This window comes from Niallia sp. HCP3S3_B10, assembly GCF_052064465.1.
Classification (GTDB): domain Bacteria; phylum Bacillota; class Bacilli; order Bacillales; family Cytobacillaceae; genus Niallia; species Niallia hominis.
The window spans coordinates 44,931-65,866 of sequence record NZ_JBQHVO010000022.1 but is presented as its reverse complement, the minus strand read 5'-3'; the positions used below and the strand labels follow the sequence as shown (position 1 = coordinate 65,866).

The window sequence follows — 20,936 nt, the reverse complement described above, 5'->3', positions numbered from 1 at the left end:
TAAGATGAATATGATGTTCTCGCTTTAGAATAGCTCTAATTTTCCTATGACCATTTCTATATTTAGTAGCCTTACAGATTTCAATAATTAACTCTTCATGTTCATTCCGATATTCACCAAACCCTTTAGTCCAACGATAATAGCTAGCACGTGGAATCCCTAAAACTTTTAAAATGGAAGTAACGGTATATTTTTCACGAAATTGTTCAACCAATTGTACTACTAGCCCTTTATCGACTCCTTTCTCATCGCCATATACTTTTTTAGAATTTCATTCTCCATTTTTAGGTGAGTTAGTTGATTACTTATTCGCTCGTCCTTACTTAAAGAATCGGGCCCATGCCCAAATGTATATTGTTTACCAATTGGCTGATCAAACCGGTACATTTCTCCATTTTTGTACCATCTCATCCAAGTTTCAATTTGAGTTTTATTTTTGATTTTGTATTTGTTCATAATTTCCCGTGTTGTTAATTTTCCTTCAAGCTTATCTCTTACTACCGCCCATTTAATCTCTTTTGTATATACAGTTTTTTTGCCCACGCAAAAACACCTCCGAATAATGTCACAATACTTATCTCAAGTATTGCCATTTTGGAGGTGTTTTATATTGTCTCGCTATTTTAGGTTAGTCCACTACTTTTCCTTATCTTTGAGCTTTTTTAAATAGACGGATAATGAAAAAATCTTAAGAAAAATTGATTGAATAGTAAGAATTTTGTCTATCCTTTAAATAAACCTACTAAATAATAGGGAGAGAATAATAATGATTAAAGTAAAGCTATTTGATCAAGAGCATGAGAAGGATCTTGAATTACAAATGAATAAATTTCTACAGAAAATAGATGAGAAAAAACTGATAGATATTAAATATAATGTCGCAGCAATACAAGAGGACGAAGAAGATCAAATCTATTGTTTTTCCTCGATGATAATTTATAAATCATAGAAGGAAAATAAAAAAAATCTGGGACAAAACTAAAAAAACTAATCTATAACACTAAGTCGTTCCATTGCGCTACAGACGAACGATGCGTCGGGGAGGAAGCATAGCCTCGCATGCGAGGGCACTGAAAAAGTCTAGTTCTCCAAATAAAATGAGGTTTTATTTATTTGAAAGCGAATAATAAGTTGGTTTGGAGAGGCGTCCGCTCGACTCCTACGGGAGATGCGAGAAAGTCCGAGACCCTGCAGGAGCGTGAGCGACGAAGCGGCTCGGCGCTCGCCCCGGTGAGTCGTGCGGTAAGCCTCGGAAAACAAAAACCTACATTAAGTTAGAATGGTTTGATAACTACCGATTCACCAGGTAATTCACTTTTTCAGTGGCCTCCTCGCATGCGCTGCGGGGTCTAAAGCGTCTCTATTTCCCGCAGGAGTCGAGCGTCCTCCGCTCCATTTCACTTCGTGTTTATTATTAGTTGAAATGCTTATGTTCCAGCCACTTATTTACTACATCCCTTTTGCGACAAGTGCCGCATTAACACCTGCTAGTCTGCCTGTCACAAACGCAGAAGTAATATTATATCCTCCAGTGTAACCATGAATATCTAGTATTTCACCACAGAAGAACAAGCCTTCCATCAATTTTGATTCCATTGTTTTAGGCGCTATCTCCTTAATAGAAACACCACCACCTGTGACAAACGCCTTTTCTAAAGGTAAGGTTCCATTTACATCAAAGGTAAAGGCTTTACATAAACGAATAAACTGTCTAATTTTATCTTGGGAAACCGTTGCACATGTAGCTGTTGGATCGATATTTGCTAATGCTAGTAAAAATAGTAGATATCGTTCTATTAAGAGACCCTTTAACGTATTTTTAATCGCTTTTTTGGGTTCGTTTTTAAGTAAAGTCATTGTGTCTTGAAATAGTTTTTCTTCTTTTATTGCAGGGAAAGAGTCAATGGAAACCTTCACTTCTTCTAAATTCCATTTTTTCTTTGCTTTTACAACAAATTGACTGCAGCGTAATACAGCTGGCCCACTTATTCCAAAATGAGTAAAAATCATATCCATCTGGTGGGTTATTATTGGTTTTCCTTTTGGATTAAGAACACTTAATCCTACATTTCTTAAGGAAACTCCTTGTAAGTCTTTATTATGAATAAATGCTTCTTTAGAAGTAACTGGAACCTCTGTTGGAAATAAGTCGGTTATAGTATGGCCAGCTTTTTTTGCCCATGCATAGCCATCTCCTGTAGAACCAGTATGTGGAACCGATTTTCCTCCTACCGCAATGATAAGCGATTTGCATGTTTTGGCTTCACCATTTTCTAAAATCACTGTCTTTGTATGGTTTTCATGATAACTAACTGTCTTAACAGGGGAGTTTATTTGAATAGTTACACCTAATCTATCTAACTCGCCCAATAAGGCATCTACAACGGATTGTGCTTTATTGGAAACTGGAAACATTCTTCCATGGTCCTCTTCCTTTAATGCAATTCCAAGGTTTTCGAAGAAGGCGATAATATCTTCATTATTAAATTCGGAAAAACCACTATAGAGAAAACGTCCATTACCTGGGATATGTTTAATGATTTCCTCAATTGGCAGCCTATTTGTGACATTACAGCGGCCACCTCCAGAAATTGCTAGCTTTCTGCCAAGTTTATTGCCCTTATCAATTAGTAATACCTTTGCCGTTTGCTCTGCTGCACCAATGGCAGCCATTAATCCTGATGGGCCTCCCCCAATCACGATTACATCATATTGCATACTACATCCTACTTTCTTGGGGTATTTTTCATTTTAATAGTACATTGTTTAGCTCGTTTTATCGATTTGAATCATTCATCAAAAAGAAAGTTGTTAGTAGTTACTTGCCTTTTTTAAAAGTAGCGTTTCTTTTTAAGAAAGGGTAAACTACTAATAGTGTGTAAAAAAATGTTCATATTTACTTTGTATCGTATATATTTTATCGGTTGTTTTCGTGGTAAAATACTTATTTATGTAACGTTAAAGAGAGCTTCGTTTAAGGAAGGGATTATATGTCATCAAAATTGCTTAAAGGCACATTTATTTTAACACTGGGGACAATTATATCCAAAGCGTTAGGATTATTTTATGTTATACCATTTAATATGATTGTTGGAAAACAAGGAACCGTCTTATATCAATATTCTTATGTAGCTTATACTATTGTAATAAGTATTGCAACAGCTGGTATTCCTTTAGCTGTAAGTAAATTTATCTCGAAATATAATGCAATGGGAGAATACCAAGTAGGGAGGAAGCTATTTAAGTCAGGGTTAATGATTATGCTAGTAAGTGGGATTCTCTCCTTTATCGCTTTATATGCAGCTGCTCCTTTTTTAGCCGGACTTATTATATCAGATGAGGATTTAACTTCAACTGTAGGTCAGGTAACAACAGTTATTCGTGCAGTAAGTTTTGCGTTAATCGTCGTTCCCTTTATGAGTTTAATCAGAGGATTTTTTCAGGGACATGATGCAATGTTTCCATCGGCTGTTTCACAGGTAATAGAGCAAATTGTTCGGATAGTTTTTTTGCTTGGTGGGTCAGCAATCGTTCTATTTGTATTAAATGGAGAGTTGATTACTGCTGTCAGTATATCTGTTTTTGCAGCATTCGTTGGAGCAATTGGCGGACTAGCTGTGCTTCTATTATATTGGAGAAAAAGTAAAGAGGAGTATGATAGCCTATTACTGTATGATAAAGGCATGCAAACAGATATTCGTTTACGCTCTATGTATAAAGAAATTCTTTTATCTGCTGCTCCATTTGTCTTTGTGGGAGTGGCTAATCCATTATTTCAAGCAGTTGATACTATTACCTTTAACCATGCAATGAGTAGTATTGGGCTTGGTTCCATTTCTGAAACAGCCTTAAATATATTTAATTATCAAACACATAAAATTATTATTATCCCAGTATCACTTGCAACTGGGTTCTCAATGGCATTAATTCCGATGATTACAAGAGCTTTTATAAAGGAAGACCATTCAGATTTAACAACAAATCTAAATCAGACTTTCCAAGTACTATTATTTATTACTTTACCGGCATGTATTGGATTGTCCGTATTAGCTGAACCTGTTTATCGATTATTTTATGGAACTGAAGATATTATGTTGGGAGCAGAAGTATTAAAATTATATGCGCCTGTAGCCATTTTATTTTCCCTTTATCCAGTAACAGCTTCTATCTTACAGGGGTTAAATGAGCAACGTTTTACTATCTTAAGTTTATTGGTGGGCATTTTGATAAAACTAAGTTTGAATATCCCGTTTATAGAAAGATGGGAAACAAACGGTGCAATCCTTGCCACTACATTAGGATATACTGTATCTATCCTGATTAATTTAGGGGTAATAAAAGCATACGCGCAATATTCATTTAAAATAGTTATTCGAAGAAGCATTCTCATTATGGGATTTTCGGTTATTATGTATATTGTTACAACGAATGTATATAAAATAATCCAGTTATTTTTATCTACAGAGTCGGTATTTGCTTCCCTGTTAATGGTAGTAATTGTAGCTGCCTTTGGGGTTCTTATATATGTTTATCTAGCTTACCGTTCTAAATTGATTTATCGAATATTTGGTAATCAAGCAGTTAGAATAAAACAAAAACTAAGACTTCCTTTTTAATATAGTAGGAACTTAGCTTTTAAATAAAATAATAAGCAAGAAATAATAGATAGAGGTTGAGTTTAGATGCGAATTGACAAAATGCTCGCTAATTTGGGCTATGGGAGTAGAAAAGAAGTGAAAATGCTCCTGAAAAATAAGGCAGTGAAAGTAAATGATGAGATTATTAAAGATGCAAAGTACCAAGTAGACCCAGAAAAAGATGAAGTATTCTTATATAACGAATTGATTGAGTATAAGGAGTTTATCTATTTAATGATGAATAAACCTCCAGGGCTAATATCTGCAACAGAGGATTCGAGGGAAGAAACGGTCATAGACATTCTCCAAATAGAGGACTCTGTATATAATCCGTTTCCTGTTGGAAGGTTGGATAAGGATACAGAAGGATTGCTTTTGCTAACAAATGATGGGAAATTGGCCCATCGATTGCTGTCTCCGAAAAAGCATGTCCCGAAAACCTATTTTGCCGTTATAAGAGGAGAAGTGGGAGAAGCTGATATAGAGGCATTTAAAAAAGGAGTTGTCTTAGACGATGGATATCTTACAAAACCAGGGCATCTCGTTCTATTAAAATCTGGAGACACTTCTGATATCGAGCTGACTATTTCAGAAGGGAAATTTCATCAAGTTAAAAGAATGTTTGAGAGTGTTGGAAAAAAGGTCATTTACCTAAAAAGAATTTCGATGGGACCACTAGAACTTGACGAGACTCTAGAGCTAGGGGAATATCGGGAGTTAACAGAAGAAGAAATAGAGCTATTGCAAAATTATCAAGTAGATAATTAATAATAATTTGTGAAAATCACAAATGAAGAAATTCTTATCGATTGAGCAATAGCAGATTTAAGCCAAACAGCAAACAATACGAAAATATGCAGCAAAAACCTCACTTTGACAGCAGGAATAGCAATAGCTTTCCTAGCAACTCATTGTGAGGTTTGCTTTATTATACAAGTTTAAATCTCGGTTGTTTCATTTTTTAGGATGTCATTTTCACTTTTTTTCTAGTTGTTGTCCATTTTCCACGACTTGGACTTTGCACCAAGTCATTATAAGCTAACACATTCAAATCTCTTTGAATCGTTCGCGGAGTAATACCAAATTCCTCCACTAGCTCTTGTGTTGTGACAGTTCCACGCTTACTAATAAACATGTAGACGGATTTGATACGGTTTAACATCCGGTTAGTTGAAGGTTTCAATAAACCACTCCCTATCCTTTTTTCAAACCTTTGGCAAATTCCAGCGACCGACAGCTTATTTGAAGAATATTTTCTTCAAGCGTATGTAATTTTCTTTTCCACAGACAACCCCTTTTCAAATGGCTAAATAGTGACAAATTCAATAGAATGAATTTCTATATAAATATTGTACCCCTATTTACTAATATATTCTACATTATTTGCGTTAATTTACAAAATATTTGCTTTTTTATGTCTATATTTACCACCCCCTGTAGGGTTTCCTTACATTCATCATATGGGATATATAATTATGATATGAATAAAAATTCAAAAAGTTTTTAATTAAATTTTATTTCCCGAATTTTTTATTAGTTAAACATTTTTTTGATAATGTTTTCTAAAAAAAGATTTCTCTATGAACTATGGCAAAAACATTGCGGGCAAGGCTAAGGGATCCACGTAAATCACTAGTGGGTTTTCCCCTGTCTCGCTCGCCTTGCTCCTAATTTAAAGTTTCTTCCATTTTTTTAAAATCCTCTATCATTTTGCGATGGCTGCCGACCATGTTTTGTGGTAATTTGTGTAATGGGAAAAATCGAAGGCTGAATGCTTCTTCCTGGTCATTCTCGAGTATTCCTTCATATTTAGATGTATAATAGGCGGTTGTTACAGTGTAGAAAGGATCGCCGTTTGCTGCAATCGCAAAGTAGTCTTTTCCGGAATAAACAGATAATAACTGTAGATTTTTTACTTGAAGTCCTGTTTCTTCGAATATTTCGCGTTTTGCTGTATCCTCTGTACTTTCTCCTAATTCCATAAGGCCACCTGGTAATCCCCAAACATTTTTTGGGTGTTTTCTTTCTTGTAATAGAATATTATTTTCCTTGTCTAACAGAATTACTACTGCTCCCACAAGAATGATAGGCATTTTGCCAACTAGCTTTCTTACATCTTCAACATATCCCATTTAAAATACATTCCTTCCATATGGTAGATAAAAATATAGTGTAGCTTTGTTTTCGATAAAATGTATACTATACTTAATGATAATTTAGTGAAATATGAATTTAAAGGTTTTATTTCTCATATAAAGCGTTTTATGATATGTTTTTCCTATACTATATTTAAAAACTTCCAAGGAGGAAACCATGAATTCAATTGATTGGTTAAATGAAGTACATAATCGTAAAGACAGCTTTATTAATGATTTACAAGGACTTTTGCAAATTAAAAGTGTATTGGACGAAGAGAATGCAACAGATGATGCACCTTTTGGCCAAGGAGTGAAAGAGGCATTAAGCTATATGCTAACGATTGGAGAAAAGGGTGGTTTCGTCAGTAAGAATGTTCAAAACGTTGCTGGACATTTACTATTTGGGGAGGGTACGGAAAGTGTCGGTATTCTTTGCCATGTAGATGTTGTTCCAGAGGGGGATGGATGGACAAGCGATCCATATAAGGCAGAGATTCGTGATGGGAAGATTTATGCAAGAGGGGCTTTAGATGATAAAGGTCCAACAATGGCTGCCTATTATGCAATGAAAATTGTGAAAGAATTGCATCTCCCTTTGTCAAAAGAAGTTAGAATGATTATTGGAACAGATGAAGAGAGTGATTGGCGATGTGTGGATACTTATTTCCAGCACGAAAGTATGCCTACGATTGGATTTGCTCCAGATGCTGATTTTCCAATTATTTTTGCAGAAAAAGGCATTGCTGATTTTGATATCGTTCAGAAAATTTCAAAAACATCAAATGATACAGGAGAAGTTAAAATTATAAGCTTTGCATCAGGCAGAAGATATAATATGGTCCCAGATTTTGCCCAAGCAGTGTTGGAAGTGAAAGAAGGTGAACAAACTGAGGTCATTCAGCGTTATAAGAATTATTTAAAGCTAGAGAATGTACCTGGGCGCTATTTGGTTGATAATGGCGATTTAGTATTAGAATTAGAAGGTGTGTCAGCACATGGATTAGAGCCTAATAATGGGGTGAATGCAGGTCTGAAACTTGCTAACTTTCTTGTGGAATTAGAATTGGATGAAAAGGCTGCTCATTATTTTCAATTTGTGCGAAACTTCTTTGTGAATGATTCTAGAGGAAAAAAACTTGGCATTGATTATGAGGATGAAATTACAGGCGAACTTACCTTAAATGCTGGTATTTTGGAATATCATTTAGAAAAGGGTGGAAAAATTGGTCAAACAGTACGCTATCCTGTTACAAATGATATGGATAAGACGAAAGAGAAGCTTGCGAAATTACTAACAGAACATGATTTTAGCCTAGAGAATTTCACAGATTCTAAACCACATCACGTGGAAAAGAACTCAGAATTAATTCAAACATTGAGCAGAGTCTATGAGGAGCAAACAGGAGAAAAAGCTAAGTTATTATCCATAGGTGGAGGCACATATGCTAGGTCGCTAGAAAAAGGGGTTGCATTTGGACCACTATTTCCTGGAAGAGAAGATATTGCTCATAAAAAAGATGAATATATGTATATTGAGGATTTAATGAAAGCAACAGCAATTTATGCACAGGCTATCTATGAATTAGCGAAATAAAGATATAATCCAAAGGAGAAGAGAAAATGAGTACGGTGTTAATGAATGGGGAGTTTATACCAAGAGAAGAAGCAAAAGTAGATATAGAAGACAGAGGATATCAGTTTGGCGATGGAATTTACGAAGTAATCCGTGTGTACAATGGTAAAATGTTTATGGCGAAAGAACATCTTGAGCGTTTATCTGCAAGTAGCGAGAAAATAGGCATAGCTATTTCTTATTCCATCTCAGAATTAACCAATTTATTAGAAACGTTAATTTCGAAAAATTCATTAAGCACCGGTATCCTTTATATGCAATTCACTAGAGGAATAAGTCCGAGAAACCATGGCTTTCCAACAGATGATGTTACTCCAACATTTATAGCTTATACAAAAATAATGCAAAGACCATTAGATAATCTAGAAAATGGTGTGTCTGTCATTACTGTAGAAGATATTAGATGGTCAAGATGTGATATTAAAAGTTTAAATTTACTTGGAAATGTAATGGCAAAACAAAAAGCAGTAGAGGCAAGCTGCTATGAAAGCATTCAGTATAGAGAATTATCTGTAACAGAAGGTAGTTCTTCTAATATTTGGATTGTGAATGGGGAAAAGGTACAAACTCATGAGGCAAATCAATTCATTTTAAATGGAATTACCAGACAAAAAATTATTCAATTATGTAATGAAAATGGAATGGAACTAGAGGAAAAAGCATTTTCAATTGAAGACTTAATTGATGCAGATGAAGTTTTCTTATCCAGTACAACTTCTGAAGTAACACCAATTACTTCTGTCAATAATGTTCCCGTAAAAGAAGGGAAAGTAGGAGAAGTAACGAAAAAGTTACAAGGGTTGTTTATTGATGCAATCATCGCAGAATGCGGACAGTTAGCAAATTAATTTAAGGGAAAAACGCAAAATGGGGTTGTTTCAAACTAGTTATGGTCAATAGCTGGACTTGAGACAGCTCCTTTTCTTTTTTCAAAAGAAAATAGGGTATAGTAATTTATATGGATTTTCTAAAACATAGGTACAGATACGGTTAAAATTGATTCATTAGGTTATATAATAGAAATATAGTTAGAGATTAAGCTAATCATCGATACTGCATTAAAAAAGGTTAAAGGAAAAAGGATATGAATACAAAACCACATTATTTTCTAGGAGTTAAGCCAGATAGTCCTGTTATAAGCAAATTAGAAAAGATTAGGAAAGAGCTACAGTTAAGGTTCCCTTTTAAAAAGTGGGTACATCCTTTCGATTACCATATTACCCTTGCGTTTTTAGGGAGTGCTAATGATGATAAAAGGGAAATGTTACAAAATCTTTTAGAAGAATCATTTTTAGCTAGTAACCAATTTAAGCTACATATTGATCATTTAGGTGTTTTTGGTCAACCCAAAAGCCCTAGGATATTTTGGGCTGGGGTAAAAGAGGAGAAGAAACTATTTGATCTTAGAAATCAAGTCTTTCATATTTGTAGTCAGGCTGGTTTTCAGTTGGAAACTAGGCCGTTTCATCCACATCTAACGTTAGCAAGAAAATGGGATTCCGAAACTATATTTTCGGAGCAATTGCTAAAAGGATCCCTTTTCCCAAACGATTTGATTTTTGATGTGGACAGTATCCACCTATTTCAGACACATATGGAGAAAATACCTAAATATGAAATAATAAAAAGTTATTGCTTTAATGACCAATAGAAACATTGTAATTTAGGGGGAAAAAGCTTGGCGCAGTTAATAAAGTTGCAAGATTATGTGTCGCGTTATGAGCAAAACATTGTCTTGTATCCATCACGTTTTGTTCGGTTGAAGAAACAAAAGTGGCTCGGATTAAAAAGAGCATTTGAAACAAAGGATAGAAGTCTATTTTACCCGGAGAGTCCAATAGAAGAAGACTGGATAGTGGATAAACCTTCTTTTTTAGAACGATTTAAGAAATCAATTTGGCAGCAAAATAATTTTGAAGAAGTAGAATTGGAAAATGAAAGCGAAATAGTCAAAACGGAAGAAGATGATTTGAGTTTTGAGTACGATGCAAAACAATATAGCCGTCCACAAACTGTTGAGGAATTAAAACAGCAATTCCTAAATCAATTATTTGAATTTCAGCTGAAATGGGCCAGTTCAACGCTCACGGAAAAGTCTAACGTGAAAAAGACGCTTTATTATGATGAATTATTAAAGTACTACTTACAAAGATTTCCGGATACTTTCTTGGTACTTTATCAACCATTATTTCAACTGAAAAATGCTCCTGTTGAATTGGACACGATTATGATTACCCCAACTGATGTCTGGTGCATTCATGTGTTAGAAGCAGAGAATTCAGCAGTATATGTTGGTTCGAATGATAAATTTTGGGTCAAAAAAAAGGGGGATAAAGAGCAAAAGATTCTTAGCCCTGTCATATCTATAAATAGAACAGAAAAAATAGTGAAAAGTATTTTAGATAAATATGATATTACATTACCTGTTCAAAAGGTAATTCTTACTCGAAATGGATATATTGATTTTCCATCCGTGCCATATGATTTAAAAATTGTGGAAAAAAGAAATTATGAAGAGTGGTTTCAAAAAATGAGAAGTCATCATTCGCCAATTAAGGCTATTCAATTAAAAGCAGCAGAGAGCTTATTACAATATGGTTTGACGAACTCGAAAAGAAGGTATGAATGGGATACAGAAGAATCATAAAAAAAGGGGAAGAGTAGAAGGAGGGCACTGAAAAAGTCTAGTTCTCCAAATTAAATGAGGTTTTATTTATTTGAAAGCAAATAATAAGTTGGTTTGGAGAGGTGTCCGCTCGACTCCTACGGGAGATGCGAGAAAGTCCGAGACCCTGCAGGAGCGTAGCGACGAAGCGGCTCGGCGCTCGCCCCGTGGAAAGCGAGCGGTAAGCCTCGGAAAACAAAAGCCTACACTAAGTTAGAATGGTTTGGTAACTACCGATTCACCAGGTAATTCACTTTTTCAGTGGCCACGAGTAGAAGAGTTGTGTTTTCAAGAGATGAGGGAGTGAGAAATTTGATATCAATTCGAAGAAGTTTCTTTGCTTATTTAGATGAAATGTCATTAATAACTGTTCTACTTCCCTATTCCTATTATAACGGGGAATCTACTGCGTTTAGATTAAAAGGAGATAGCCATCCTATTAATCTTGTGATTGAGTCGAAGGAAAAAATGCAGCATTTTGTAAAGTACAAATGTCACTTAAACGAAACCATTCAAATCGGCCAAAAATATGAGGTAGAGGATGCAAATAAGGGAGTAACAGATTTACAAATAGGTGCAGTCATTAGAACAGCTTCATTTGATGAAGAATTTTATTATGATGGTCCTCTAGGTGTAGACTATTCATCCGAGAAAAGTATCTTTTATCTATGGGCACCTACTGCACAACAAGTGAAATTGGTACTTAAATCCTCTGATCCAGCTATTGAGGAACGAAGGATTTTGGAGATGGAAAGACAGGAAAAAGGGGTTTGGAAAACAATCTATCTTGAAGATCTAGAAGGATGGTACTACAGCTATTTAGTACTTATAAATTTAGAGTGGAAAGAAGCAATAGACCCATACGCTGTAGCGGTTTCTGTAAATGGAGAAACAGGGGTAATTGTAGATTTAAATAAAACAAAAAGACAAAAGCCGGTTTTACCAGCACTCGAGCATGCGGTAGATAGTGTGATATATGAAACTCATATTAGAGATTTAACGATTCATCCTGATAGTGGAATTCGGCAAAAAGGAAAATATTTAGGTGTAACAGAATTAAATACAAAAACGAAAAAAAACGAGCTATCAGGTCTTTCCTATATAAAAGATTTAGGGATAACACATATAGAGTTTCTCCCTGTTCATGACTTTGAAGAAGTTGATGAGCTAGAGGTGCTAAAAAAATATAATTGGGGATATAATCCTTCCCATTATAACGTGCCAGAGGGCAGTTATTCGACAAATCCTATTGATCCATATGTAAGAATTAACGAACTTAAAGAAATGATTCATGCTGTACAAGAGCAAGGTATCCGTGTCATATTGGATGTTGTATATAATCATGTCTATAAAAAAGAAGATTCTTCTTTTGAAAAAATTGTTCCAGGCTATTTCTTCCGCTATGATAAGTATGGAATGCCATCAAATGGTACAGGAGTAGGGAATGACATAGCTTCAGAAAGATCGATGGTGAGACGATTCATTGTTGATTCTGTCCGTTTTTGGATAAAAGAATATCAAATTGATGGATTGCGCTTTGATTTAATGGGAATTCTTGATTGCCAAACAATGAATGAAGTTCGTTCCGTGTGTAATAGTTTCGATAAGAGCATTTTAATTATTGGGGAAGGTTGGGATTTAGCAACCCCTTTAAACAAAGATAAGAAGGCTATTATTGCTAATCAGCATTTGCTTCCTAGGATCGGTCAGTTTAATGATCAATTTAGAGATAAATTAAAAGGGAGTACCTTTCAGTTATATGATCGAGGTTATGCGCTTGGAAATAAGCTTTATAAAGACGATATTCCTGAACTATTAGCTGGGAGTGTCGGTGTCTATAAGGAAAATGGAATGTTTATTGAACCAGGTCAATCTGTAAATTATGTGGAGTCTCATGATAATCATACGCTATGGGATAAAATTGAAATATGTTTTTCAAATGAATCAGAAGAGTGGAAGCAAAAGAAACAACGACTTGCAACGTCTCTTGTCCTTCTTAGCCAGGGAATCCCTTTTATTCATTCGGGTCAGGAATTTTTCCGCACGAAAAATGGTGTAGAAAATAGTTATCAATCGCCAGATGAAATTAATCAGTTAGACTGGGATAGAAAAGATCAATTTATAGGCAATGTGGAATATATAAAAGGATTAATTTCCCTAAGAAGAAATAACAGAGCGTTCCGATTACCATCAGTGGAAGCTATTCAAAAGCACCTTATCATTAATCAGCAATCGAATGACGTAATACAATATATTTTACATGATCTAAAAGAAATGGGAGAATGGGAATCGATTATCGTATTTATAAATGTGAATGATTCTCCTGAAGAAGGATTTTGTAAAGAAGAATGTTGGAATATTTTAGTTGAAGGCGATACAGTTTATCAGCGGGATTATCCAACCATTCACAGAGATCGGATAATGGTTAAGCCAGTAAGCATAACAATAATTGCCAAGTAATAGGAAACGATAGTAACATTCGAAAGATTTCCGTGATATTTAGCAGGAATGTGTCCTAATGATGGAACCGGAAAATTTTTTTGACAGGAAATCATTATTTTAACGAGAGATTCACTTGACTAAAAAAAGAAATAAGAGATAATATTTAAATGAGAAACTTTCTATAAGAAAAAGTATTTAGGTAAAATTTAATATAAAATGATTGGAAATCTTGGATACATAGTATAATGGTATGGATACTATGTCCTTTTCTTTTTTACAGTTAAGAAAGTATTAGTTTTCTAAAAGTTAATTTGGTGTCTAGCTAAAGCGCCTACTGTCTAGCAAACTTTAGGTCATTTCTTTTGCGTTAGATAACACGAAAAATGCGTGTATCCTTTCTCGAAAGAACAGGTCCTTTCCGGTTATAAGGCGGTGTACAAGGCGCTTGCGCTTTTCTTATATCATTAAACTTTAGGCAAATTTGTGCTAATTAAAGAATGATTGCAGTACGATGAGTATAAGTTTACTATAAATGGATGAATAGCTGATAACCATTTTTGTTTGTTCTTCCTACCAAATTAGGACAAAAAAGACTCAAACAGGAATTTCTCATCTTTTTTTTGGAGCATAATATATAGTAGGTGAACAATTTTGGAACATTTATTAGGGCAAGATTGGGAAATAACCCCTGCAGGTGGAGAAACAGGCGAAGCCTTTTTTGCACAAAATAATGGGCAGAAGCTTTTTTTAAAACGGAATTCTTCTCCGTTTTTAGCTGTGCTGTCAGCAGAAGGAATTGTCCCAAAACTTGTTTGGACAAAAAGATTTGAAAACGGAGATGTTTTTACTGCACAGCAATGGCTCATAGGGAGAGAATTTGGTCATTCGGATATGACGGATGAAAGAGTGACAATGTTGCTTAAAAAAATTCATACCTCGAAGCCTTTATTAGAGATGCTAAAAAGACTAGGTAAGACATCTTTTCATCCTGAGATGATATTGTCAGTCATAAAAGCAGAAATAGACGATGAGCTAAAAGAAAACGAGGATATTACTCGTTATATCCAATTCTTAGAAGATAATCTTCCGTTTATAAAAACAACAGAACATGTGGTATGCCATTGTGATGTTAATCATAACAACTGGCTGCTTTCTGAAGACAACCAGTTGTATCTCATTGATTGGGATGGAGCGATGATAGCAGACCCAGCCATTGATTTAGGAATGCTGCTTTATTGGTATATTCCAAAGGAAAATTGGAAAAATTGGTTACACACTTATGGTTATGAACTCACAGATAATTTATCTTTAAGAATGAAATGGTATGTTATTGCTCAAACCATTAACTCCATCCGCTGGTACAAGAAAAAAGGTCGTTTTAGTGAAATGGAAAGATGGATGAAGTTTTTACATGATATTGAATAACACCCATTTCAAAGTATTTCTGATAAATTATGATAAATTGTTAATGCCATCTACCCACTGAGACAATTGATTTTGATGTGAATGGATATGTGTGTCTAAATTTGAGGCAGTAACACCTTGTTCGCTGTAACGGTGAACTTCCTCCAAAATTGGAAGGATATTCTGATCGATTTGCTCATTGGATCTTAAGGATGTAATCAATCTTTCTATTTGCTCACATTCTGCTACAGATCCACAGCAGTCTGTTTGTTGATTACTGAGAATATCGGCTAGTAATGCTAGTTGATGCTCATGATTTATAGGCATACATAGAACACCCTTTCTATAGGTTCTAGTATGAAAAGAATAATACATTCTTTTCAAATACCAGTTAAGGAATTCACTTATAGGTTGTGAATTCTTTTTTTCTTTATACAATTGTTCCTAATGTAAATTTATCCTTATATAAATTCAAGTTGCCAATAAAAGAGTATTGCATCCATGTATAATGCATGATATTGTTTGAAACGATAGTTATTAATAAGGAGTGTCCACATGCGATTAAGACATAAACCATGGGCGAAAGATAAATTAAGTGCATATCCACAATATATTATCCAAAACCCTGTAGATTGGAAAGGAAAATGGGATCAAGCTTTTAGTCAAAAGGGTCCTATTCATATTGAAATTGGTACAGGTAAAGGTCGATTTATTACAGAAATGGCAAAAGCGAATCCTTCGATTAATTACATCGGCGTAGAACTTCAGGAAAGCGTCATTGTTTCTGCATTAGATCGCTTAATAGAGGCAGAGATTCCTAACTTGAAGTTAATGAATATAAATGCAGAAAAACTAAAGGAATATTTTGAAAAGGGAGAAATTGCAAGAGTTTATCTAAATTTCTCCGATCCTTGGCCAAAGACCAGACATGAAAAACGAAGACTTACTTATAAAACGTTCCTTGATTCGTATCAGTCTGTGCTTGTAAATCAAGGAGAAGTACACTTTAAAACAGATAATCAAGGTTTATTTGAATATTCTTTAAAGAGCTTTTCTGAATATGGCATGCTTTTAAAATATGTGAGTCTTGATTTGCATAATAGTGATTATGAAGGCAATATCATGACAGAGTATGAGGAAAAATTCTCAAATAGAGGAAATAGAATTTATCGTTGCGAAGTACAATTCAGATAATGTAAAAGAGCTGGGATATAAGTATTCCAACTATATAATAACCCGAACTATTTCACGTAGATGTTAAAAAACATGCGTATAATTGTTGTTCGGGTTATTATATAGGTCTCAGGTTAATTGATTCACATCAAGAATAGTTCCAGTCTCACAATCGGAAACAAATTCAAAAACCTCTTGTTTTTCACCATTCATTCGAGTAATACCACCTCTATAGACTGTGAGTGAAGATTCAGGAGTATGAAGTGTTTCTTTTTCCATATTGATCCACGATCCGTTAATCGGCCCCTTTTTTTTAAAGGCTGCTTTTGCTATATGTAAAACTTCATTACTTGATAGGTTATTGTTCTTTGTAATGGTTTTCTTCGCAAGATAACTTGCAGCCACTCCAACAACAACCCCTCCTAAACATTGTTTCCAATTCATAAACTTAGCTCCTTACGTTTTTTTTATTCAAAACAAGAATGTTTATCAAAAAGAAAGCCATCCTTTTAAACAGATAATGTTATTATATCTAATTTATATGCTAGAAGAAATGATAAGGTAATATTCTTCTTGCGAAGGTTGGTTTAATGAAATGGATTAATTGGCAGTAGTTAAAGGAAAGTAGTGGTATGTGTTTAAATATTTCGGTACAATAAATATATTATCCCCTTCTTAACGGACAGAAACTTCACCTGAAGCTTTAAGAGAAAAGCAAGGAAGCAAGGTGGGAGATCAACTATTCGTAAAGGTCTAAGATTGGTTCAACTAATCTTTAGTGGAGAGGAAGGGACCCTTACTGATGGAAGTTTCACTTTATCAAATACATAGTAATTAAAGGAGCTTTGCTATAATGGAACAACAAACTTTGGATATGTTTAGAACTTTAACAGAACTTCCTGGTGTAGCTGGGAATGAACATCAAGTTCGAAATTTTATGAAAGAACAATTAAGTCTTTATACAAATGAGATAGTGCAAGATAATCTTGGCAGTATATTTGGTGTAAAAAGAGGGCAAGAGGATGGCCCGACTGTAATGGTTGCTGGTCATATGGATGAAGTTGGATTTATGGTAACATCCATCACAGATAATGGAATGATTCGTTTTCAGCCAATAGGTGGATGGTGGAGTCAAGTGCTTCTAGCACAAAGAGTACAGATAATTACGAATAATGGTCCTGTAATAGGGGTTATTGGTTCTATTCCTCCACATCTATTGGATGAAGCATTAAGAAGTAAACCAATGGATATAAAAAATATGCTTATTGATATTGGTGCTGATGATAAAGAAGATGCCTTGAAAATTGGAATTAAACCAGGTCAGATGATTGTTCCAATTTGCCCATTTACTCCTCTTGCGAATGAAAAGAAAATTATGGCCAAAGCGTGGGATAATCGTTATGGCTGTGGGTTAGCAATTGAATTGTTGAAAAACCTTCAAGGAGAAGAGATACCAAATATCTTATATTCTGGTGCTACCGTACAAGAAGAAGTAGGTCTTAGAGGGGCTAGAACAGCAGCTAATATGATTAAGCCCGATGTATTCTATGCTTTAGATGCAAGTCCTGCAAATGATGCCTCAGGGGATAAAAATCAATTTGGCCAGCTTGGTAAAGGTGCCTTACTCCGTATTTATGATCGTACAATGGTTATGCATAAAGGAATGAGAGAATTTATTTTAGATACTGCTGAGTCTAATAAAATTGCCTATCAGTATTTTATTTCACCTGGTGGAACAGATGCGGGACAAGTTCATATTTCTAATGACGGGGTTCCAAGTGCTGTTATTGGAATATGTTCTCGATATATTCATACAAGTGCTTCTATTATTCATATCGATGATTATGCAGCTGCAAAGGAATTGCTTACTAAATTAGTAAAAACAACAGATAATACCACAATTGAAACACTGCGTGCTAATCAATAAATATAGTCAGATTTAGCGTAGATTTGCATTGTTTTGAACAAAGAAGAATTTTCTTCATAAAAGGTGTCTCAACTATAATTAGCTGAGATACCTTTTTCTGTAGAAATTTTGTTAGGAGAGAATAATCATGAAAGTTTGTATCGGTACAAATAATATGGCTAAAGTGAATGCCGTCAAAAATTGTCTAGGAAATGACAAACATATGGAATATGCTATGTTCAATGTTAGCTCTGGAGTCAGTGATCAACCATTTTCAGATGAAGAAACTATTAAAGGTGCAATTAATCGAGCCAAAGCTGCTTTACTAGAGGGAGAAGGGGAGATAGGGATTGGATTGGAAGGAGGAGTACATCACACAAATGATATCCTCTTTTTGAATAATTGGGGTGCATTAGTATTAAAGGATGGAACAACCTTTATCGCAAGTGGAGCAAGAATACCGTTACCGAAAGAAATTGAGACGGAGTTAGTTGCAGGGAAAGAATTAGGACCAGTTATGGATGAATATGCCCAAAAAGAAAATGTGCGCCATAACGAAGGTGCTATCGGGATATTTACAAGTGGGAGAATAAATAGAACCTCGATGTTTAAACATGTTGTCGAATTACTCATTGGACAAATGGAATTTCACCAAATAAATAAATAAAGCATAACTCTCATCCGACTTTTTCATAATAGAGGAGATGGCTTAAGTACACCATCTTCTCTATTATCTATATATAAGAGTTATTTTATTTAAAGCTGCTTTTCATCAGGAGGAGATAGCGTGAATTGATTTACTTCACTATGCAGATCTAAGGCGATTTGCTGAAGAAGAGAAGCGGAATCATTTACTTTAATAACAGCCTCTAATTGAACTTCACTAGAAGCAGAAACCTCCTGTGTGGAAGCAGCTGCATTTTGAGAAACATTGTATACCTCAAGAACATCCCCCTTTAAGGACTGATTTGCTTCCTTAATTTTCGTTACTGCTTTGTTGATTGTACCCACTTTTACATTGATATTGGCAATGGATTTCACTATATTTTCAAAAACTAATTTTGTCGTATAAACTGATTTTTCTTGATAACTCCTGTATTCGTTTAACTGTTCAGCATTTTCCTTCAGCTGATTCATTTCCTCTGTCATTTCAGAAACTAAGCAGTGGATGTCTTCTGCTTCCTTTTTTGATTTTTCTGCTAGATGACGAACTTCTGTTGCGACAACCGTAAATCCTTTTCCACTTTCTCCTGCTCTGGCAGCTTCAATAGCAGCATTTAAGGCAAGGAGATTTGTACTGTCTGCAATGGTTTGAATGGTATCAACAATCGAAGCGATTTTTTCCGAATAATAGGTAGCATGTACCACTTTTTTTGTTAGCATTTGTGTTAAGTGAAGAAAATGTGTAGATATATTTTCTAATTCCTTCACTGTTTGCAAGCCTATTTTACTTTCTTCGCTAGCTAAATGAACCTCTTTTGTAACCTGTTTATCAAGTGTCACTGCTTGCTCAATCGCTTCTTCCACATCTTTTATATTATGAAGACTGTTAAATAGACGATTAGACTGTTCTGAAGCTCCTAAAGCAATTTGCTGGATGCTTTGGTCCACTTCATTTGCTTGTGCAGTTGTCTCTTTTGAAATAGTACTTAACTCTTGGGACGAAGCATGTAATTGATCCCCTGAAGTAGAGATAAAGAGTAAACTATTTTGGACTTTTTCTGCCATCTGATTAAAAGCAGTTGCAAGAATACTCATTTCATCTTTAGTTGTTATAGGAACACGATAATAAAAATTTCCCTCACTAATTTTTTTTGCAGCGGAGATAAGTAATTGAATCGATTTATTAATCATTTTTAAAAGAAATAATCCAATGACAAATAGGAGTAAAATGATGAGAATACTGACAGAAAGGATGATGGCAGTATACATTCTATTTTTTTGAAGCAATTCTGTATTTAATCTGTTTTGTTCACTAGATAGGGCGTTTTCAAGTTCTTGAATGTTGGTTTGGATGGATTGAGATTGTGAATCAAAGGCTGTGATAAAATCAGTACTTCCTTCATAAGAACGGTTGATTTCTTTCAAAGCATCAAAATAATTATTGAAACTAGTTGTAATCGCCTGCTTTTGCTCAGCTGAAAGAGCGGTGTTATTATCTAATCTATCTGCATAGCCGGATGAAATCTCGAGGAAATTTTCATAAAATATCTTATTTTGTGTAGTAATATAATGTTCTTCATTAGTATGTAATTCCTCGAGTTCAGAAATAAGAATGCTATCGTTTGTATACTGTATAATCGATTGCAGTTCTTTAACAGAACTTTGAACGTTCCCCTTTAGTCCTTCATATGGTTCGTAACCAATCGTTTCATATTGGTTAGACAATGTATCAAATCCATCTAAATAATTATTCCCATCTGCAGCTATTTGTTTAAATTTTTGTTGTAGTTCTTTTGAAAGATTTTTATCTTCACTGTATTGCTCAGCTAGGTGGACTAATTTTGTCCCCTCAGCTTTTACACTTTCTGCTAATGCGTAGCTTGGTAATTGGAGATATTCCCCTTCGATATTTCGTGTCTCATAAATAATCGCTTTAATCTCTTTTCCATCCCCAATAGTAGATAATAGATGTAGTTCTTGTTGTTTACTTTCTGTTTGAGCATTATTAAGAACGAATATTGCGCCTAAAATAGAAATAAATCCACAAATTGCTAATCCTAAAATAAAATATAATTTCGATTTTATTGTTTTCATTCCATCACCTCTTTTTGAAAATTCTTAAAAAACTGAATATTATATAATTATAGATGGGAATGAAAAATAGGACAATAGTCATTTAAAGAATTTTATGAAATAGTTAAAATGACATGAAAAAAGAGAGGGGATTGGTTGATAAAATCCAATCAATAGGAAAGCATATTAGTAGTTAGGAAAA

Annotated in this window: 19 protein-coding genes and 1 pseudogene; 12 read left to right on the top strand and 8 right to left on the bottom strand. The window is 34.6% G+C overall.

Annotation, left to right across the window (positions count from 1 at the left end):
- Positions 1 to 214 (bottom strand): annotated as a pseudogene (locus ACTNDN_RS11615) (hypothetical protein); the annotation flags it as partial.
- 8 nt (positions 215 to 222) lie between these two features.
- Complete coding sequence (locus ACTNDN_RS11610; protein WP_016200952.1) at positions 223 to 543, bottom strand: transposase; 321 nt, start codon at positions 541 to 543, stop codon at positions 223 to 225.
- A 223-nt stretch (positions 544 to 766) separates the two neighbouring features.
- Between ACTNDN_RS11610 and ACTNDN_RS11605 the strand changes: the two genes are divergently transcribed.
- The gene (locus tag ACTNDN_RS11605; protein ID WP_031540494.1) at positions 767 to 949 is read left to right on the top strand and encodes a sporulation protein Cse60; all 183 of its coding nucleotides are present in this window, start codon (positions 767 to 769) and stop codon (positions 947 to 949) included.
- A gap of 500 nt (positions 950 to 1,449) precedes the next feature.
- On the opposite strand, the gene ACTNDN_RS11600 is transcribed toward ACTNDN_RS11605, so the two are convergent.
- Positions 1,450 to 2,718 carry an NAD(P)/FAD-dependent oxidoreductase gene (locus tag ACTNDN_RS11600; RefSeq protein WP_349205470.1) on the bottom strand — a complete coding sequence of 423 codons (1,269 nt, stop codon included), beginning with the start codon at positions 2,716 to 2,718 and terminating at the stop codon, positions 1,450 to 1,452.
- 272 nt (positions 2,719 to 2,990) lie between these two features.
- Here ACTNDN_RS11600 and ACTNDN_RS11595 point away from each other — a divergent pair, with 272 nt between their 5' ends.
- The gene (locus ACTNDN_RS11595; RefSeq protein WP_349205469.1) at positions 2,991 to 4,616 is read left to right on the top strand and encodes a putative polysaccharide biosynthesis protein; all 1,626 of its coding nucleotides are present in this window, start codon (positions 2,991 to 2,993) and stop codon (positions 4,614 to 4,616) included.
- Positions 4,617 to 4,682: 66 nt separating this feature from the next.
- Positions 4,683 to 5,405, top strand: coding sequence for a pseudouridine synthase (locus tag ACTNDN_RS11590; protein ID WP_031540497.1), 723 nt, complete (start codon positions 4,683 to 4,685; stop codon positions 5,403 to 5,405).
- 193 nt (positions 5,406 to 5,598) lie between these two features.
- Here the strand turns inward: ACTNDN_RS11590 and ACTNDN_RS11585 are convergent, their stop codons facing one another.
- Both ACTNDN_RS11585 and ACTNDN_RS11580 read right to left on the bottom strand, forming a co-directional pair.
- Complete coding sequence (locus ACTNDN_RS11585) at positions 5,599 to 5,820, bottom strand: DeoR family transcriptional regulator (RefSeq protein ID WP_016202849.1); 222 nt, start codon at positions 5,818 to 5,820, stop codon at positions 5,599 to 5,601.
- Positions 5,821 to 6,304: 484 nt separating this feature from the next.
- Complete coding sequence (locus ACTNDN_RS11580; RefSeq protein ID WP_031540498.1) at positions 6,305 to 6,769, bottom strand: NUDIX hydrolase; 465 nt, start codon at positions 6,767 to 6,769, stop codon at positions 6,305 to 6,307.
- Positions 6,770 to 6,950: 181 nt separating this feature from the next.
- On the opposite strand from ACTNDN_RS11580, the gene pepV reads away from it, so the two are divergent.
- The 6 genes from pepV (at position 6,951) to ACTNDN_RS11550 (ending at position 14,940) form a co-directional block, all read left to right on the top strand.
- Positions 6,951 to 8,369, top strand: coding sequence for a dipeptidase PepV (gene pepV / locus ACTNDN_RS11575; RefSeq protein WP_031540499.1), 1,419 nt, complete (start codon positions 6,951 to 6,953; stop codon positions 8,367 to 8,369).
- A 26-nt stretch (positions 8,370 to 8,395) separates the two neighbouring features.
- Positions 8,396 to 9,256, top strand: a complete 861-nt coding sequence (gene dat, locus ACTNDN_RS11570; protein WP_031540500.1) for a D-amino-acid transaminase — start codon at positions 8,396 to 8,398, stop codon at positions 9,254 to 9,256.
- A 236-nt stretch (positions 9,257 to 9,492) separates the two neighbouring features.
- Complete coding sequence (gene thpR / locus ACTNDN_RS11565) at positions 9,493 to 10,059, top strand: RNA 2',3'-cyclic phosphodiesterase (protein WP_235251244.1); 567 nt, start codon at positions 9,493 to 9,495, stop codon at positions 10,057 to 10,059.
- Positions 10,060 to 10,086: 27 nt separating this feature from the next.
- On the top strand, positions 10,087 to 11,055 hold the full coding sequence (locus ACTNDN_RS11560) for a nuclease-related domain-containing protein (RefSeq protein ID WP_031540502.1): 969 nt from the start codon (positions 10,087 to 10,089) through the stop codon (positions 11,053 to 11,055).
- A 330-nt stretch (positions 11,056 to 11,385) separates the two neighbouring features.
- The gene (gene pulA, locus ACTNDN_RS11555) at positions 11,386 to 13,533 is read left to right on the top strand and encodes a type I pullulanase (protein WP_268817835.1); all 2,148 of its coding nucleotides are present in this window, start codon (positions 11,386 to 11,388) and stop codon (positions 13,531 to 13,533) included.
- Between the two features lie 633 nt (positions 13,534 to 14,166).
- Positions 14,167 to 14,940, top strand: a complete 774-nt coding sequence (locus ACTNDN_RS11550) for a phosphotransferase family protein (RefSeq protein ID WP_031540504.1) — start codon at positions 14,167 to 14,169, stop codon at positions 14,938 to 14,940.
- Positions 14,941 to 14,967: 27 nt separating this feature from the next.
- On the opposite strand, the gene ACTNDN_RS11545 is transcribed toward ACTNDN_RS11550, so the two are convergent.
- Entirely contained in the window at positions 14,968 to 15,246 is a 279-nt protein-coding gene (locus ACTNDN_RS11545; RefSeq protein WP_031540505.1) for a YtzH-like family protein, read from the bottom strand.
- A gap of 228 nt (positions 15,247 to 15,474) precedes the next feature.
- Between ACTNDN_RS11545 and trmB the strand changes: the two genes are divergently transcribed.
- Positions 15,475 to 16,113 carry a tRNA (guanosine(46)-N7)-methyltransferase TrmB gene (trmB, locus tag ACTNDN_RS11540; RefSeq protein ID WP_031540506.1) on the top strand — a complete coding sequence of 213 codons (639 nt, stop codon included), beginning with the start codon at positions 15,475 to 15,477 and terminating at the stop codon, positions 16,111 to 16,113.
- 108 nt (positions 16,114 to 16,221) lie between these two features.
- On the opposite strand, the gene ACTNDN_RS11535 is transcribed toward trmB, so the two are convergent.
- Positions 16,222 to 16,536, bottom strand: a complete 315-nt coding sequence (locus ACTNDN_RS11535; RefSeq protein ID WP_031540507.1) for a hypothetical protein — start codon at positions 16,534 to 16,536, stop codon at positions 16,222 to 16,224.
- Positions 16,537 to 16,945: 409 nt separating this feature from the next.
- Here ACTNDN_RS11535 and ACTNDN_RS11530 point away from each other — a divergent pair, with 409 nt between their 5' ends.
- On the top strand, positions 16,946 to 18,019 hold the full coding sequence (locus ACTNDN_RS11530) for a M42 family metallopeptidase (RefSeq protein WP_031540508.1): 1,074 nt from the start codon (positions 16,946 to 16,948) through the stop codon (positions 18,017 to 18,019).
- A gap of 127 nt (positions 18,020 to 18,146) precedes the next feature.
- Positions 18,147 to 18,665 (top strand): DUF84 family protein, encoded by a 519-nt coding sequence (locus ACTNDN_RS11525; RefSeq protein ID WP_031540509.1) that lies wholly within the window; start codon positions 18,147 to 18,149, stop codon positions 18,663 to 18,665.
- Positions 18,666 to 18,754: 89 nt separating this feature from the next.
- Here the strand turns inward: ACTNDN_RS11525 and ACTNDN_RS11520 are convergent, their stop codons facing one another.
- Positions 18,755 to 20,755, bottom strand: a complete 2,001-nt coding sequence (locus ACTNDN_RS11520; protein ID WP_031540510.1) for a methyl-accepting chemotaxis protein — start codon at positions 20,753 to 20,755, stop codon at positions 18,755 to 18,757.
- Positions 20,756 to 20,936 lie beyond the last annotated feature (181 nt).

Coding starts and splice junctions, on each gene's coding strand:
- ACTNDN_RS11525 (WP_031540509.1), top strand. CDS start 18,147: ATGAAAGTTTGTATCGGTACAAATAATATGGCTAAAGTGAATGCCGTC.
- ACTNDN_RS11600 (WP_349205470.1), bottom strand. CDS start 2,718: ATGCAATATGATGTAATCGTGATTGGGGGAGGCCCATCAGGATTAATG.
- ACTNDN_RS11605 (WP_031540494.1), top strand. CDS start 767: ATGATTAAAGTAAAGCTATTTGATCAAGAGCATGAGAAGGATCTTGAA.
- trmB (WP_031540506.1), top strand. CDS start 15,475: ATGCGATTAAGACATAAACCATGGGCGAAAGATAAATTAAGTGCATAT.
- ACTNDN_RS11580 (WP_031540498.1), bottom strand. CDS start 6,769: ATGGGATATGTTGAAGATGTAAGAAAGCTAGTTGGCAAAATGCCTATC.
- pepV (WP_031540499.1), top strand. CDS start 6,951: ATGAATTCAATTGATTGGTTAAATGAAGTACATAATCGTAAAGACAGC.
- ACTNDN_RS11545 (WP_031540505.1), bottom strand. CDS start 15,246: ATGCCTATAAATCATGAGCATCAACTAGCATTACTAGCCGATATTCTC.
- ACTNDN_RS11535 (WP_031540507.1), bottom strand. CDS start 16,536: ATGAATTGGAAACAATGTTTAGGAGGGGTTGTTGTTGGAGTGGCTGCA.
- ACTNDN_RS11590 (WP_031540497.1), top strand. CDS start 4,683: ATGCGAATTGACAAAATGCTCGCTAATTTGGGCTATGGGAGTAGAAAA.
- thpR (WP_235251244.1), top strand. CDS start 9,493: ATGAATACAAAACCACATTATTTTCTAGGAGTTAAGCCAGATAGTCCT.
- ACTNDN_RS11595 (WP_349205469.1), top strand. CDS start 2,991: ATGTCATCAAAATTGCTTAAAGGCACATTTATTTTAACACTGGGGACA.
- dat (WP_031540500.1), top strand. CDS start 8,396: ATGAGTACGGTGTTAATGAATGGGGAGTTTATACCAAGAGAAGAAGCA.
- ACTNDN_RS11530 (WP_031540508.1), top strand. CDS start 16,946: ATGGAACAACAAACTTTGGATATGTTTAGAACTTTAACAGAACTTCCT.
- ACTNDN_RS11520 (WP_031540510.1), bottom strand. CDS start 20,755: ATGAAAACAATAAAATCGAAATTATATTTTATTTTAGGATTAGCAATT.